This is a genomic window from Nocardioides sp. WG-D5 (assembly GCF_054031175.1).
This window is the reverse complement of the sequence record NZ_CM132928.1, coordinates 5,249,082-5,263,683: the sequence shown is the minus strand read 5'-3', so window position 1 is coordinate 5,263,683 and position 14,602 is coordinate 5,249,082. Positions and strand designations below refer to the sequence as shown.

Below are 14,602 nucleotides of genomic sequence, written 5' to 3'. Positions count from 1 at the left end.
AACGGGTGGGCCGAACGATCGCGACCTCCTACCGTTGCAGGGTGATCGAGTACGGCAGAAGGACACGACGACTTCCCGCTCCGCCGCGGGTCGTTTGGGCCGACTTGGCCCACCCCAAGCGCGAAGGCACCCGCTCCTGGCTCGCGCTCCTGCCCGATGAGGTCGAGCCCGAAGTTTTCGACACGGATCCACCGAAGCACCTCATCTGGTCCTCACTCTGGCCGAGTCGACCCGACGACCACGTCGTGTTCGAGCTCGCAGATCATCACGGCGAGTCGACGCTGACATTCATCCTCCTCAGTGCCGGCGACCCGCCCGATGACAGCAAGACCGGGCACATCCGCAAGAGAATGAGCCAGCTGCTGTTCGCCGATCTGCGCTACTCGTACGGCCAATGAACCCGGCGGCCTCCGGCGCGTCACTTCGCCGCGGGTGGGCTGACCGTGAGAGACGTCGATACCTGTCCTGGTGATTCGGGAGTGCCCGGACTGGATCGCTTACGTGTGGTGCTGAAGCACGACCATGTCTTCAGCGTTGGTCACCGAACCCAGGGACGCGTCACCGCGACCCGCAGACGATGTCTACCCGGTTCGGCCGGCAGGAGAATCCCGAAGGACTCGCGGCAGATGACACCCGACTCCGCGACGAGGTGCTCGCCGTCTTCCAATCGGCAGGCCTGGGTTCGGCTGGCACTAACCCTCCGGCGGAGGATTCGGATCGCTTCAGCGACCCTGGTTAGGTGCCCCGTTGCGCGGCAAATATGCGGTACTACTCGACGTAAACGCGGCGCACTGCCAACGCATGTGCCCTACGGTCGGCGGAATGAACCCGACCGTGCTTGTGGCCGCGATAGGCTTCCTCTCTACTCTCCTCGGGACCTGGCTAGGCGCGTATTGGCAACATCGAAGCAGCCGCGACCTACAACTTCTGGACGCCAGGGTGCGTGTGTATGGCGAGTGCGCCGCAAACCTTTACGAGTACGAGCGCGTCACCTACAACCGTGTCAAGGCTCGACTCAAGAAGCTTCCAGACGAAGATCGCGAACCGCTGCGGCAGGAGGCCTACCGCAGCAGCGCTGCGACCAAGGCAGCCATCGGCGAGTTGAGCGTTCTCAGCGCGGACGGCGAGGTTCCAAGTGAGTTTGAAAACCTTCGTCGATCGGTTGGGGACCTAAATAACGCCCGCGATAACGACGACCTCAAGAGGAGGCACGAAGAGTTCTACGCGAACCTTGATCGAGCCTTGGGCCGTGCGCGGGCAGACCTCGTTCGCTAGCCGGTTGCGAGATACACAGTCGAACGCACCGTCAGGCCTTTCCTAGCTGTCCGCGTCACACCGCCGCGATGGTCACTCACCAAAGGGGCGAGCTGTCGAGGTCTCCCTTCCTATGGCGTCGTCGTGGCGAGAAGCCGTCGCGCACGACGACCCAGATCGCTCAGATCCACCCGACCCTCCTCAGCCGCGGCCGCCAGACGCGCGGCGAGGTCCATTGCCTCGTCGAGCTCGGGTGCGGTGACCGCGGACTCCTGGCCCATATCGCGAAGGATCGTGATCTCGGTCCTGGACGCGATCAAGGGGTCGGTGACCCCGTCGATCCAGACTCGAGTGCGGCGGCCATCGCCGCGTTCCTCCCCGGTGATGCGCTCCAGGGCGAAGATACGGTCGGCGCGCGCGAACTTTCCGAAGCCCAATGCCACCATCCGGGAGTCCGATGCCATGTAGTCATCTTGCCATCACGCATCGAACTTTGATCTGGCGTGCAACCCCGGCCGGCACGTGTACTTGATGGGACTATCCCAACAGGAGGTTCCGAGATGCCGCGTCAGATCATCACGACACCGAACGCACCAAACTCGCCGCTTTTCAGCCAGGGAGTCAAAGCCGGCTCCCAGGTGTTCATCTCGGGAACCACCGGCATCGACCCGAGCACGGGTCGCATGGCCGGCGACAGCATCCAGGCCCAGACCCGCCAGGCACTGGCGAACTGCGAGGCCATCCTGCGGGAGGCGGGTGCGACCCTCGACGACGTCGTTGAGGTAGGCGTGCTGCTGACCGACCCGGAGGACTTCGCAGGGATGAACGAGGAATACGCCCGCTGGTTCCCGTCTGATCCACCAACTCGCTACGCGGCCAAGCTGGGAGCCGAGATACCAGGACTACGTGTCTCGATTCGCATGACGGCGTGCGTTGCCTGACCAAGCCTCATCCCGCTCACGTGCACGACCTTGTGGCTCACTGGCATCGTCCTCTCCCCGGGAATGATGATCTGCCACCTCGGCCCGACCACTCCCGACGAAAACCACTAACGTCGCGAGCGGGGAACGGGGGGCGCGATGGCGCGGAGGCGGTGGGTCGGCATCGCGACAGTGGTCGCGATCGCCGTGCTTACCTCGGCCGGCTGCGGCTCGGACGACGCTCAGGGCAGCGAGACCCTCGACGCTCCCCCGACGTCCGTGACATCGCCGGAGGACGAGTCGTCTCTTCCTAGTCCTGCGTCAGAAGAGGTTCGGTGCCCCAGCGAGGAACTCACCGAGTTGTACGTCCCGCAGGACTGGACAGCCTCGAGCATCAACGTGTGCCATGACATCGGCCAGAGCAAGGTGCTGGTCATCAACGTGTCGGCGGTCTTCCTCAGAGTTGCTCCGGGTGCGGGTTCCGCACTCGCCTCATGGGGTCAGGCCGAGACCGGCTCCTTCGAGAGCATGGTCTACGACGAGATCGTTGCCAGCTCCGACACAACCGAGGCCTGGCTGATCCCTCCGGGTGGCTGGGTGGTGGTGAACGGCTCTCCAGCCTCCGCGACTGTGGGCCTACCGCTGACCGAGCTCGCAACCGCGTACGCATTGGACAAGCTCGTCGGTTATGTCCTTTCCAAGCTGACCAGTCCTGACCTCGCTGCCGCCCAGCGCGTGTCGGCATGCGCTGTGGAATTCGGCGTGACCATCGCCAACACGCAGGACCCATCCCTTGGCCTCGACTACCTGCTGGCCGACGCCATGCTGGGTGCCGGCGTTCAATGCGGGCCGTTGTTCCGGGAGTTGGCCACCGAAGCACCACCACCGGCTGCGCTCCAAGGTGAGCTCGCCCGCTTCCGCAGCAGTGTGAAGGCGAGCGTGACGGACGATCTGATCCGGGCAGCGCGGAACTCTGTCCAAGTGCTTCGGTGAACGCATAGTGGGTATGGCATCCCCGCGCCCAGAGGAGTAGACAGGGAAGAACCGGCGGTGCCGGTTCGGGCACTGCCCTGTCCTAGAAAGGAGCGGGCTGTGTACGCACGTTCCACTACGTTCCACGGGAGTCCCGGCAACATCGACGCGGGCATCACGTTCGTCAAGAACGAGGCCGGGCCCATGCTCGACAGCATCGAGGGCTGTCGCGGCCTGTCGATGCTGGTCGACCGCGAGTCCGGGCGATGCATCGCCACGAGTTCGTGGGAAGACGAGGCGACCATGCGCGCCAGCGATGGACAGCTTCGCGCGCTGCGCGATCGAGGGAAGGACATCCTCGGTGGCGACATGCAGATCGACGAGTGGGAGATCCTCGTCATGCACCGTAGCCACCACGGCGAGTGCGCCCGGGTCAGCTGGCTGCAGGGTGACGTCGACGCCATGGCCGAGATCTTCCGGGTCGGGATCCTTCCCGAGCTCGAGCAGACCGATGGGTTCTGCAGCGCCAGCCTGCTGGTGAACCGGTCCTCCGGCCTGGGGTGCGCCACCACGGCCTGGCAGTCCCGCGCCGCGATGGAAGCCAGCCGCCCGGCGGCCGACGACATGCGCAACCGGGCCGCGAGCGACGCGCGCGGCGAGATCGTCGACGTGCACGAGTTCGACCTCGCGTACGCCCACCTGCACGTCCCCGAGATGGCCTGACGTCCACGTCTCTTCGCCGAGCCCGCCCCGCCCTGGCCCGGGCTCGGCCAAGCCATCACGCGTCTCCGCGCCCGCGTCCCGGGCGACGACCTCAGGTGATGCCGAGCATCGCAACGTCCAACTCGGGCAGGGCGGACATCTCCGCGGCGACCTCGGCGGCACGCTCGCGGACCGTCTCTGAAGCCATCGTCTCGGCGACGAGCTCCCGCAGCCGTTCCACCTCGCCGCCCTGAGGAACGTGGAAGGCGGAGGCTCCGGAGCCGGGCAGGGCGGTCCCCACGCCTGCCTTCACGATGGCCGCACCGTTCGCGCCCTGATCGGCGAAGAGGGGCACGATCACCTGCGGGACGCCGGCGGCGAGCGCGTCGAGAACAGTGCCCGAGCCGCCGTGGTGGAGGATCACGGCCGCGCAGGAGAGGACGTCGGCGTGGTCGGCCCACGGTTCGATCCGTACGTCGGGGGCAGCGGCGATCTGTGCGGGGTCGAGGTCGTGGCCGATGGTGAAGACGGCTCTGACCGGAAGGGCGCCGAGAACCTCGGCGACGATGTCGAACCACGGTCGCATCGGGGGCATCGTGGGCGCGACGGTGCCGAGGGTCGCATAGACGAAGCGTGGGTCGACGTCGCGCGCGAGGGGCTCACCGACCCGGTAGCGCACCACAGCGGAGAACGGTGAGGGGTCGAGGGTCGCCGGGAACCTGGTCAGGACCGGCGACTCGACGATCTCGCGGTGCAGCCCTGGTCGCCAGTCTTCGAGCACCGGTGCCGCCGCGCTCTCGAAGAACTCGATTTCCGCGCAGAGGCTGACGCCGAGCCGCGCCTGGGGAACGCCCGCTTCGGCGGCGGCCAGTGCCGAGGCGTACTCGGCGGGATCCCGCAGGACCAGGTCGGGCCGGAGATCATCGATCGCGGCACGAACGGCCGGGATCATGGCTCCGGAGTTGAGCCGCGCGAAGAGGTCCCGCAGCACCAGCTCCCGCGACACCTCCATCGGCGATTCCGCCACGCGTTGCCAGATCGCTGCCACCGACGCCGGGTCAGGCGCAGCCCCGGCCCGGAAGTCGAACCCGCTGGCGGCCGCAGCCAGCCCCGGCGGCCCCACCACCGTGACCTCGTGCCCGTGCTCGGCGAGGCGTTTCAACCACGGCTTCATCGGGTTGAAGTGGCCCGCGCCTGCCGTCGACACCGCCAGGACGCGCATGCTCGGCACCGTGCCGGGCACCGGCGCAGTCCGGTCGGCATCTGTCCCCGTCATCAGATGGGTCGGCCCTCGCCGGTCTGCGCTCCCGCAGGAACGCGGATCGACGCCACGACCTCCTCGTCGGGGTCGTCCGAGTCGAGCGTCTCGTACCCACGAACGCGGTGGATCTTCACGACGACGTCCGTGTAGTCGTCCGTGGCGCTCGTCTGGAACTCCAGGAAGTGCTTGAAGAACGGCGGCTCGTCGAGCGAGTAGATCTCGGAGACGAACCGCTGGATCGGGCCGAAGGGCGGGTTCAGGCCGGGGAAGGCGATGTAGGCGCGACGCTTCGCCCACCAGCCGACGCCCTCGACCGCTGCCGGCTCGGCGCCCACCCGTTCCCGCTCGGCCTTGATGATCTTCTTCGCGTCCTCCTCGCTGATGAACCGCTTGTAGGCACCTGGACCCTCGCGGTAGGGGCCGTCGAACCACGCCTTGGGATCGACGAACAGCGAGTACGCACCGAGGAACACGAGGTGGGCCAACATGATGGAGAAGGCGACGGCGACCGTGATGACGAGGGCGGCGCCGACGCCGACAGCCGGCCAGGACGTACGCAGCCACTCCGCGATCCCGCTCGGCACATCACCGGCGAAGCCGAGCAGGCCAGGCACGGCCGCGCCCAGCAGGAGCGTCCCGGCGACGAGGAGTCCGACGACCGTCAGCAGCCTGTGCCGGGACGGGTGGTCACGACGCATCCAGTCACTGACGAACAGCCAGACCGCGGCAGCCACCACGAGTGCGGGAAGCCCGAAGGCGGCCCGAAGCACTGCGGCCGGCGCCGTCCCGATCCACTCGCGCACCGACGGCAGGCCGACCAGGTAGGCGGCCACGACCCAGAGCGTCATCACCACCGGAGCCGCGGCGAGGATGGCGCCCCGGACCCGCCCTCGATAGCTGATCCACGTGCTCCGGCGGCGTACGAGATCTTCGATACCGCGGGTGCGCCGATCCGGGAGCAGCACCAGCCACACGACCACTCCCCCGACCACGACCAGCGGGAGCAGGCCGAGCAGCCCGCTCCAGAACAGCAGCGGCGGCAGGTCGTGGTTGCTCATCACGCGCAGCATCTCGCCCAGGACGACGGCCGCCTGCGCTCCGGTGGCCCACCAGACCGAGTGGTTGAGCCACCTGGCAGCATCGTCGTCGAGCACGTTGTCGACCCGGCGGCCGCGGAACCACCCCCACAGCATGACGGCGAGGTAGACGACGAGCGCCACGACCAACAGCCAGCCCTCCCAGCCCGGCGGTTCGGAGCGTACGGAGTCCAGCACCGTCGGGATCGCCGCCGTTGCCGCGAGCGCTGCCGTGGTGAGCAGGAACGCGACGTCCCTCAACCCGCCGGCGGCCGCGGCGACGGGGTTCCACCAGCGCGTCACGCGCAGCACCCACGCGTTGAGACAGACCCAGAACGTGCAGGTCGCGTAGAGCCACAGCATCGCCGTGGCATCGCCGCCATCGGGCAGGACGTGATGGACGAAGAGCGTCGCCAGGACACCGGCGACCAAGGAGTCGAGCCGGAAGAGCAGCCGCCACCAGAACCGCGTACGCCCCGGGCGTCTCGGCAGCAGATGGAGCATCACCAGCGCCGTCATCGCCAGGACGGCGGCGCCACCGGGACCGACGGGAGGGCCTGATGGATACAGGGTCCACCGAGCCCAGCCACCGTTGGCGAACCACGTACCCAGCGCGAGGCCGGCGTCGAAGAAGATGGCGCTGAGCATCAGCCGCCAGATGCTCGGGACGAGCTGCTGGGCGAAGAAGGACAGGGACTCGTGCGACCGGGGAAACAGCATCTCCTTGGCCGGCATGACCGTCGTCTCCGCCCGCGGGTCCGGCTCCGCCGTCTTGATCGGGTGGGTGGCGTGGGTGTACGCCCCGCCGCCACCGCTGACGATGTGCCACAGGCCCTTCCGGACGCCGGTCTGCTTGTCCTTCGGTGGTTCGTACAGCTGGAAGTTGTGCGTGTCGCCACCGACCGTCGCGATGAACCCGTGATCCGGGTCCGACACGAAGCCGTGGATGGGGTCCGGAACCTTCTCCCGCTGGCCGGGCACCGTGCACTTCCGCACCGCACCGTTGACCACCAGCGGCTTGCCGGTCATCAGGATCTTCGGCTTCCCCTCACCGAGCGACTCCAGCCACGCCATCTGCTCGCGATCGATCGCGCCGTCGATGCCGGTGTCGAGGCACACCAGCCGCACGTGCTCGGTCTCGATGAGGAAGTACGGCGCCGGCTGCAGCGGCTTCTCTTTCGCCGGGTCCCCATCGTCGGTCGGCTTCCCCCACCGCGCCGGCGCGGCGTTGCCGACCGGCTCGCTGGGTGTGCGCCACATGATGCGGCCGAAGCGGTCGCGGAACAGCTGCCATCGCCCGAGCGTCCCGTCGAACGACGGCGCCAGGAGCTCGCCGGGCCAGGTCGGCCGTCCGTCCGCCGGATACAGGAACTGGTGGGCGAAGCCGTAGAGGCCGTCGTACCAGTCGTGGTTGCCCGGGATCGCGTAGACCGGGACGTTCTCGGGGAGCGCGAACTTGTCCCGCACGTCACTGGGCGCGTTGAGGCCCAGCACCCGGTTCGAGCGGTACGGCTTGTAGAAGCCGTCCACGTAGTCGTTGACGTTGCCGGACGGGTAGATCACGTCGCTCAGCACGAGCACGAAGCCGGCCTGCTCCCGGTCCGAGCGGGCACGCGCGGCTCGCGCCAGGGCCGGCGCGACCACGTACTGCGACGGGTCCTGCTCGCCGGTGTCACCGATGACCAGGAACCGCGAGACCTCCGGGACGCAGATCGTCAGGTCATCGCCCTTCGTCCAGTGCGTACGCAGGCTCTCGACGAGCCCCTGCGTACCTTTGCCCAAGATGTCGTTGACCGAGTCGATCAGGGTGCGAGCGGTGATCCAGGAGAGGCTGTTCCACTTGGTCGGGTCGTGCTGCAGATACGCCTTCGTCCGGCCCCAGTCCGTGCTCCCGGTCTCGGCGTCGTCGCCCTGAGCCATGGACATCCCCTCTCCCGGACCGGAAATCGTCAGCTTGGACCCGTGCAACCGCATGCAACAGGTCTAGACAGAACCCCACGCGGCGCATCGATAGCACGTGGGACTCCCCCAGATTGGCGTATGACAACCCGTCGGCGCCGACTGATGATGAAAATGCAAGCCCACACGACATCTCGGCCTTCCTGGCCAAACGTCCGGTTGAGCGGAGACGCCGACCGAAGCTCGGTGCCACGGCAGGTCAGGTCAGGGGCATCGAGACGGAAGGAACAGAGGTCATGAAGTTGTTGATGAAGAGCTGTGCCATCGCGGCCGGGCTCGTGCTGGCCGGAGCCGGCGCCGCGAGCGCGGCAGAGGTGAACGGCAACGGCGAAGACATCCCCGCGCCGGACCGCGCCTCCTCGGAGTGCGTGTTCTCGGGTCAGGACACCGCCGACTCCATCGAGGGCAACCCGCCGGGCTTCGACGACGACGCCCTGGCCGTACGCGGCAACCAGAGCCCCGGCGGCGAGGACCGCTACAACGGGGTGCAGAGCTACGGGATCTTCGTGCGCGCCGGCCTCAAGGAGTTCGTGCCGTCGCCCGGCGACGCCTGCAGAGGCAACCACTGACGCCTCGTAGGCACGGCCGCCCGGATCGGTCCGGCTAGCGCGGCGGCGAGTTCCGGAACTGGAACTGGACCCGTACGTCGTCGTCCAGCCGGACCAGGATGGTGGTGCCGCCGGCGCTCCAGGTGTCGGGCACGAGGAACATCCGGTCATCGCCCTGGATCAGGAGCCTCAGCCGCCAGTAGCGGAAGCGGTAGTCGTCCTCACCGGCATCGGGACGTACGACCTCCTGGACCCCGGCGGTGGCCGGGATGTGCATGCGCTCGCGGGTGTCCAGGACGACGCTGGGCAGGCTGCGCAGGTTGCGGGCCTGCTCCATCGCCAGGCCTCGGCCGGTCCACTGCGCGGTCGTGGCCGTCGCCCAGATCACGCACGCGGCGACGCCCACCCAGAGCAGCGCGACGCGCGGCTCAAACCTGCCGCGCAGCCGGAGGGCGTACGCCACGAGCGCCGCGCCGACACCGAGCACGACCGGCGTCACCAGGGAGTAGTAGGCCCAGCCGCCGATCACGGAGTACGCCGCCAGCAGCACCGTTCCGGCCGCCAGCAGGACCAGTCCGGCACCGAGGACGGTGCTGACCGCCCGACGGAACCAGCTCTCGGTGTCGTGTCGGCCCACCCAGCGGTGGAGCGCGACGACCGCGACGCCACCCAGCACCAGGACCAGCATCGGGGTCAGCAGCGGCTGCGGGCTGCGCATCACGTAGGCGCGGGTGCTGAGTCCGATGACGTCGACGTCGAGGCCGAAGTAGTCGTACTGGGCGCGGGCGGCGACGTACCCGAAGTAGAAGAGGACGCCGCTGATCAACGTCACCGGCGCGACGAAGCTCGTCGCCAGGCTCACCCAGCGGTCGATCCCTGCCGGCGGCGTCTCGGACATGACTCAGCCCGACTCGGTCGAGTCGGTCGAGTCCGTGGTCTCCGTCGACTCCTCCGACTCCGTGGGATCGGTCGGCTCGGTGTCGACCTCCGGCGCCTCCAGGTCCACCTCGATGTCGCCGTCCTCGACGTCCTCGAGCTCGCAGGGCTCGGCCGGGCAGGTCATCTCGCCACCCAGCCGCAGCACGGCGTCCTCCCCCTGCTGCTCGTCGGTCCAGGGCACGAGCGAGCGCATCGGGATCTGGCAGCCGGTCGAGTCGCTGGTGAAGACGAATCCGTCCAGGCAGGACGCACCGTCGCACGCCGCGTCCGTCGCCGGCTCGAAGACCTCCGGCTCGACGACGTAGTCGGTCACCCGGACCGAGATCCCCTCGGGGACCGACGGGTTGTTGCCGTCGGGCCAGAGCCAGCTGACGTCGGCGCAGACCACACCGGGAGTGCCGTCGAGCGGGTAGGACCCGCCGCCGATCGGGAGCGTCGGCACGGACACCACCGGCTCGTCGGGATCCGTCGGATCGTCGGGATCGGGGTCTACGTTCCCGGTCGTCGTCGAGCTCGCATCGGCGACGTCCACCTCCGAACCTCCCGACTCTTCGTCGGTCGAACCGCAGGCGGCAAGGAGAAGCAGTGTGCTGGCAGTGCCAGCGAGGAGTGAACGACTCTTCCACATGATCAACACCTCCTGGTAACAAGGAGGTGCGGCTGCGGGCAGCTGATACCCGCTCTTCGGGGGCAACTCGACCGTGGCGTCAGTGCACGTCGTCGACGATGGCCACCGCTCGCGTCCAGCCGCCGGAGGCGGCCTCGACCTTCACCGGGAAGCAGCTGACCTGGAACCCGGTCGAGGGGATGGCCTCGAGGTTGTGGAGCTTCTCCAGGTGGCAGTAGCCGATGTCCCGCCCGACCCGGTGGCCCTCCCAGATGATCGCCGGGTCGTGCGAGTGCGCGAACCGGGCCGCGGTGTGCGCGAACGGCGCGTCCCAGCTCCAGGCGTCGGTGCCCGTGAGTCGAACCCCTCGCTCGAGCAGGTAGAGAGTCGCCTCGCGGCCCATGCCGCACCCCGAGGTCACATAGTCGTCTTCGCCGTACCTGGCACCGGCGGAGGTGTTGACCACGACGATGTCCAGCGGCTCGAGCCGATGACCGATGCGCTCGAGCTCGGCCTCGACGTCCGCTGCGGTTGCGACGTACCCGTCGGGGAAGTGGCGGAAGTCGAGCTTGACCGCGGGCTGCAGGCACCAGTCCAGCGGGACCTGATCGATCGTCATCGCCTTCTCGCCGCCGTTCATCACCGCGGAGTAGTGGTAGGGCGCGTCGAGGTGGGTGCCGTTGTGGGTGGTCGCTCGCACCCACTCGAAGGACCATCCCTCGCCGTCCGGCAGGTCGTCGACGGTCACTCCGGGAAACATGTCGAGCAGCATGGGCACCGTGTCGGCGTGGTCGTGGTACTCGATGTCGGGACCGAGTCCCGGCGGGTCAGAGGCGATCCCGGTCTGTAGGGGCACGGAGATGTCGATGAGTCGGCGCATCCGACTTCCTTTCCACGAAGCGTATGGGTTCAGCAGCCGGAGGACAGGGGCAGGACGTCAGCCCCGGGGCGTACGGTCTGCCGGGTCTCACCGAGCCCTTGGCCGGTGAGGCTGACGACATCGCCCGGCTTCAGCCAGCGGTCGAAGTCCGCCATGTCAGAGGTGTCGACGTGCTCGAGGAGGCAGCCGCCCGGCACCGTGCCGGATCCGATGACGTCACCGGGGTGGAGGTCGACGCCTCGGGAGATGAAGGCGATCAGCTCGCCCAGGGTCCAGTCCGTCCGGTCCAGGCTGCCGCGGGTGATCTCCTCGCCGTTCACGCTCGCGGACAGCTCGAGGGCCAGCCTCCCGTCGCGACGGTAGGGCTCGAGCTCGTCGACGGTGACCAGCGCGGGACCGAGCGTGATCGCGCTGTCCTTGCTCTTGCCCATGCCGATGCCGAGCGCGAGATCGCGGACCTGATGATCGCGGGCGGTCCAGTCGTTGAAGAGGGTGAAGCCGACGATGTGCGACTCGGCGTCCCGGGGATCGAGGTCGCGGCCGCCGCGACCGAGAACCATCCCCACCTCGAGCTCGAGATCGAACATCCGTGTCCCCGGGGCCATCGGGACGTCGTCGTACGGCCCGACGACCGCTGCCGCGTTGGAGAAGTAGAACGCCGGGACCTGTGACCATGTCGGATCCAGGTCCTCGCTGCGCCCGAGCGCGCGATAGCAGCCACGCAGGTGGTCGAGGAAGCAGAGACCGTCCCGGACGGACGGCGGCCGAGGCAGCGGTGACAACAGCCGTACGTCCGCGACCGCTCGCACCTCCTCCGGCTTCCGTCGAGCGGCGTCACCTGCCTCGCCAAGCGTGCCGTCATCACCCTGGAGGAGGGAGAGGAGCGTCACGCCAGGGACCAGACCGAAGATCTCGTCGCCGTCCAGGACGCCTGTCCGGGCTCCGGCTCCCGCGTCGTAGGTCACCCATCTCATGCGGTGACCCGGGCGTTCTCGACGGCCTTGCGGGCCTCGGCGTAGAAGGCCTGGGTGACGGGGTCGATCGCCGCCCAGGCACCAGGAGGCGTGCCCGGCAGGTCCCGTCCCGACTTCCGGAGCCGCCCGAGGATCTGTTCCGAGGCGGCGTCGACCTCAGCGGCGAGACGATGCCGGTCGATGCCGGTCAGATCGCCGTCGCGCTTGACCACCTTGCCGTCGACCAGCACGGTGCGTACGTCTGCAGCGGAGGTCTGGAAGACGAGGGTGGCGTACGGGTCGACGACCGGGTGCTGCTCGACGGCCGATCCGCCGACGAGCAACACATCCGCGCGCTTCCCGGGCGTGAGCGACCCGATGCGGTCGCTCATCCCCATCGCCTCGGCCGCGTTGACCGTGCTCCAGGTGATCGCCTCGCGGGCGGTGGTGCTGACCTTCTCGGGCATCTGGTCCGCCAGGTTGAACGCGTCCGCCGCGTCGGCGCGGGCGACCGAGAGCCCGAAGCGCAGCTCGTGCCACAGGTCCCCACTGTTGAGCGACACGACGTCTGCGGAGAGAGTCGGCTTGACTCCATGCTTGGCGCAGCGCTGGAAGACCGGGCGGCCGAACCCCATGTTCATCTCGGTCTGGACAGAGATCGACACCTTGCCGCCGCTCCGGGCGACGGCTTCCCACTCCTCGTCACCGAAGGAGCAGCAGTGCACGTGCACCATGTCCGGACCCAGCAGGCCCAGCGCGTCCATCTCCACGATGCCGTTGGCCAAGGGGCTGCCGAAGACGCACCCTGCGTGGTTGACGAGCAACGCCTCACGCTCCCGGGCAGCGGCCAGCTCCGCCACCGTGTCGGCCCAGGGCAGGCCGAACAGCTCCGACAGCGAGACGCCGAGGGTGACCAGGCCGTCGGAGGCGAAGTAGGTGTCGGCGATGCGGTGGAAGTCCGCGATCCGGGCGGCATGATCTCCGAACCTGCTCCCCTCGGGGGAGCTCTCGAAGAAGCCGTAGCAGAACGCGGCGCGGTTACCGGCGTCCAGATGGCCCTGCACCGCGGCGTCAGAGTGATCGGGGGTGTTGTTGCAGTGCGAGAAGTCCAGCAGGGTCGTGACGCCCGCGTTCAGGGCATCCAGCGCTCCGAACCTGTTACCGAGACGTACGTCCTCGGGGGTGAACTCCGGCGAGACACCCAGCCGGATCCCGAAGTAGTAGTCGGCCAGCGTCCAGTTGGCGCAGATCCCGCGCACCAGGGACTGCCAGGTGTGGCGATGGGTGTCGATCAGCCCCGGCATCACGATGTGGCCGGTGGCGTCGATGACCTCGGCGTCCTCGACCGGGAGCGAAGGAGCGACCGCCACGATGGCGCCGTCCTCGATCAGAACGTCTCCCGAGGGCAGGTCCCCGATGGTGGCGTCCATGGACACGACGTGGCCGTTGCGGATCAGGATGCGATGTGTTGTCACTGTGACCTCCGACACTTCGATGTGGTTGTCGAGAAGCATGCGGGGATCGAGCCGGCCGGGCATGTGCCAAATCGGTTGCGCCAGGCGCTGGCGCCGACACAGCGGTCCAGGTATCAAGGAGAGTGCCGAGAACACCGCCGTTCGAGTGGACTGCCATGGACATTCAATCGCTTCGCTACGCGCTCACCCTTGCCGAAGAGCTCAACTTCAGCCGGGCGGCCAGCGTGCACTACATCGCCGCCCAGCCGTTCGGCCGCCGGATCCAGCGGCTCGAGCGCGAGCTCGGCATCCGTCTCTTCGACCGCTCGAGCCACCACGTCTCTCTCACCCCCGCCGGAGAGCGGTTCCTGCCCCGGGCGCAGCGTGTGCTCGCCGACCTCGAGGCACTGATGCGGCTGGCCGAGGACGACAACCCGGACCGCTTCCTTCGCGTCGGGGTCCTCGGCTTCGGGTTCGCCGACCGATGGCCCGCGATCCGAGGGCTCCTCGCCCGCCGCCACCAGGACCTCGTGCTGTCCTACGTCGAGCTCAACTGGGAGAACCAGTACGACGCCCTGCGCACCGGCGAGGTGGACGTCGCCGTGGTTCACGACGTCGGCGGTGCCGACGACCTCCTCGTCGAGCGCGTCATGGACACCCAGCGCTACGCCGTCGTCCCGGCTGAGTCCGATCTCGCGCACGCTTCCTCCCTCACCATGCACGAGATCGGCGACCGACCATGGGTCCTCCCGGCGGGCCAGCCCGGCTTGGCCGCATGGGTCGGCGAGGGTGTCCAGGGCGGCGTCGAGGTACGCTCCCCCGCCGCCACCCCGGCTGCGGTCGTCACGACCGGCTTCATCGGCATGCACGGCGAGCCGGCCATCCGCTTCCTGCCGCACCCGGGCGTCCGGTACGTACCGCTTCAGGGCTCCCCCGCCGCCGTCGCGGTCGCCACCCGCGCCCATGACCGACGCGACGCCGTGGTGGCATTCAGGAGCGCGGTCCGGGCCAGCGCTGCCCTCGACAGCCTCGCCCCAGCCACCCTTGATGAGTCCGCCTAGCCGCCCCGGACCCGAA

Annotated in this window: 15 protein-coding genes; 7 read left to right on the top strand and 8 right to left on the bottom strand. The window is 68.4% G+C overall.

Going from position 1 to position 14,602, the window contains the following annotated elements; genetic code table 11:
* Positions 1-41: 41 nt before the first annotated feature.
* Positions 42-398: a hypothetical protein gene (locus ACWZJV_RS25450; RefSeq protein ID WP_457179299.1), complete on the top strand. Its 357-nt coding sequence runs from the start codon at positions 42-44 to the stop codon at positions 396-398.
* Between the two features lie 424 nt (positions 399-822).
* Entirely contained in the window at positions 823-1,275 is a 453-nt protein-coding gene (locus ACWZJV_RS25445; RefSeq protein ID WP_457179298.1) for a hypothetical protein, read from the top strand.
* 110 nt (positions 1,276-1,385) lie between these two features.
* On the opposite strand, the gene ACWZJV_RS25440 is transcribed toward ACWZJV_RS25445, so the two are convergent.
* Positions 1,386-1,718 carry a hypothetical protein gene (locus tag ACWZJV_RS25440; protein WP_141793738.1) on the bottom strand — a complete coding sequence of 111 codons (333 nt, stop codon included), beginning with the start codon at positions 1,716-1,718 and terminating at the stop codon, positions 1,386-1,388.
* A 96-nt stretch (positions 1,719-1,814) separates the two neighbouring features.
* Between ACWZJV_RS25440 and ACWZJV_RS25435 the strand changes: the two genes are divergently transcribed.
* From ACWZJV_RS25435 to ACWZJV_RS25425, 3 genes are all read left to right on the top strand, one after another.
* On the top strand, positions 1,815-2,195 hold the full coding sequence (locus tag ACWZJV_RS25435; RefSeq protein ID WP_457179297.1) for a RidA family protein: 381 nt from the start codon (positions 1,815-1,817) through the stop codon (positions 2,193-2,195).
* 171 nt (positions 2,196-2,366) lie between these two features.
* On the top strand, positions 2,367-3,167 hold the full coding sequence (locus tag ACWZJV_RS25430; protein WP_457179296.1) for a hypothetical protein: 801 nt from the start codon (positions 2,367-2,369) through the stop codon (positions 3,165-3,167).
* A gap of 99 nt (positions 3,168-3,266) precedes the next feature.
* Complete coding sequence (locus tag ACWZJV_RS25425; protein ID WP_457179295.1) at positions 3,267-3,869, top strand: hypothetical protein; 603 nt, start codon at positions 3,267-3,269, stop codon at positions 3,867-3,869.
* A 91-nt stretch (positions 3,870-3,960) separates the two neighbouring features.
* Here the strand turns inward: ACWZJV_RS25425 and ACWZJV_RS25420 are convergent, their stop codons facing one another.
* Positions 3,961-5,124, bottom strand: a complete 1,164-nt coding sequence (locus ACWZJV_RS25420) for a glycosyltransferase (protein WP_457179294.1) — start codon at positions 5,122-5,124, stop codon at positions 3,961-3,963.
* The gene (locus ACWZJV_RS25415; RefSeq protein ID WP_457179293.1) at positions 5,124-8,105 is read right to left on the bottom strand and encodes a metallophosphoesterase; all 2,982 of its coding nucleotides are present in this window, start codon (positions 8,103-8,105) and stop codon (positions 5,124-5,126) included. The genes ACWZJV_RS25420 and ACWZJV_RS25415 overlap by 1 nt, the downstream gene beginning before the upstream one ends.
* A gap of 275 nt (positions 8,106-8,380) precedes the next feature.
* Between ACWZJV_RS25415 and ACWZJV_RS25410 the strand changes: the two genes are divergently transcribed.
* Positions 8,381-8,713 carry a hypothetical protein gene (locus tag ACWZJV_RS25410; protein WP_196874573.1) on the top strand — a complete coding sequence of 111 codons (333 nt, stop codon included), beginning with the start codon at positions 8,381-8,383 and terminating at the stop codon, positions 8,711-8,713.
* 34 nt (positions 8,714-8,747) lie between these two features.
* Here the strand turns inward: ACWZJV_RS25410 and ACWZJV_RS25405 are convergent, their stop codons facing one another.
* The 5 genes from ACWZJV_RS25405 to ACWZJV_RS25385 form a co-directional block, all read right to left on the bottom strand.
* Positions 8,748-9,590, bottom strand: coding sequence for a hypothetical protein (locus ACWZJV_RS25405; protein ID WP_457179292.1), 843 nt, complete (start codon positions 9,588-9,590; stop codon positions 8,748-8,750).
* 3 nt (positions 9,591-9,593) lie between these two features.
* A complete protein-coding gene (locus tag ACWZJV_RS25400) occupies positions 9,594-10,163 on the bottom strand; it encodes a hypothetical protein (RefSeq protein ID WP_457179291.1) in 570 nt (189 codons plus the stop codon).
* A 175-nt stretch (positions 10,164-10,338) separates the two neighbouring features.
* Positions 10,339-11,118 (bottom strand): cyclase family protein, encoded by a 780-nt coding sequence (locus ACWZJV_RS25395; RefSeq protein WP_457179290.1) that lies wholly within the window; start codon positions 11,116-11,118, stop codon positions 10,339-10,341.
* A 29-nt stretch (positions 11,119-11,147) separates the two neighbouring features.
* Positions 11,148-12,092, bottom strand: a complete 945-nt coding sequence (locus ACWZJV_RS25390) for a fumarylacetoacetate hydrolase family protein (protein WP_457179289.1) — start codon at positions 12,090-12,092, stop codon at positions 11,148-11,150.
* On the bottom strand, positions 12,089-13,546 hold the full coding sequence (locus ACWZJV_RS25385; RefSeq protein WP_457179288.1) for an amidohydrolase family protein: 1,458 nt from the start codon (positions 13,544-13,546) through the stop codon (positions 12,089-12,091). The genes ACWZJV_RS25390 and ACWZJV_RS25385 overlap by 4 nt, the downstream gene beginning before the upstream one ends.
* A 155-nt stretch (positions 13,547-13,701) precedes the next feature.
* Here ACWZJV_RS25385 and ACWZJV_RS25380 point away from each other — a divergent pair, with 155 nt between their 5' ends.
* On the top strand, positions 13,702-14,586 hold the full coding sequence (locus ACWZJV_RS25380; RefSeq protein ID WP_457179287.1) for a LysR family transcriptional regulator: 885 nt from the start codon (positions 13,702-13,704) through the stop codon (positions 14,584-14,586).
* Positions 14,587-14,602 lie beyond the last annotated feature (16 nt).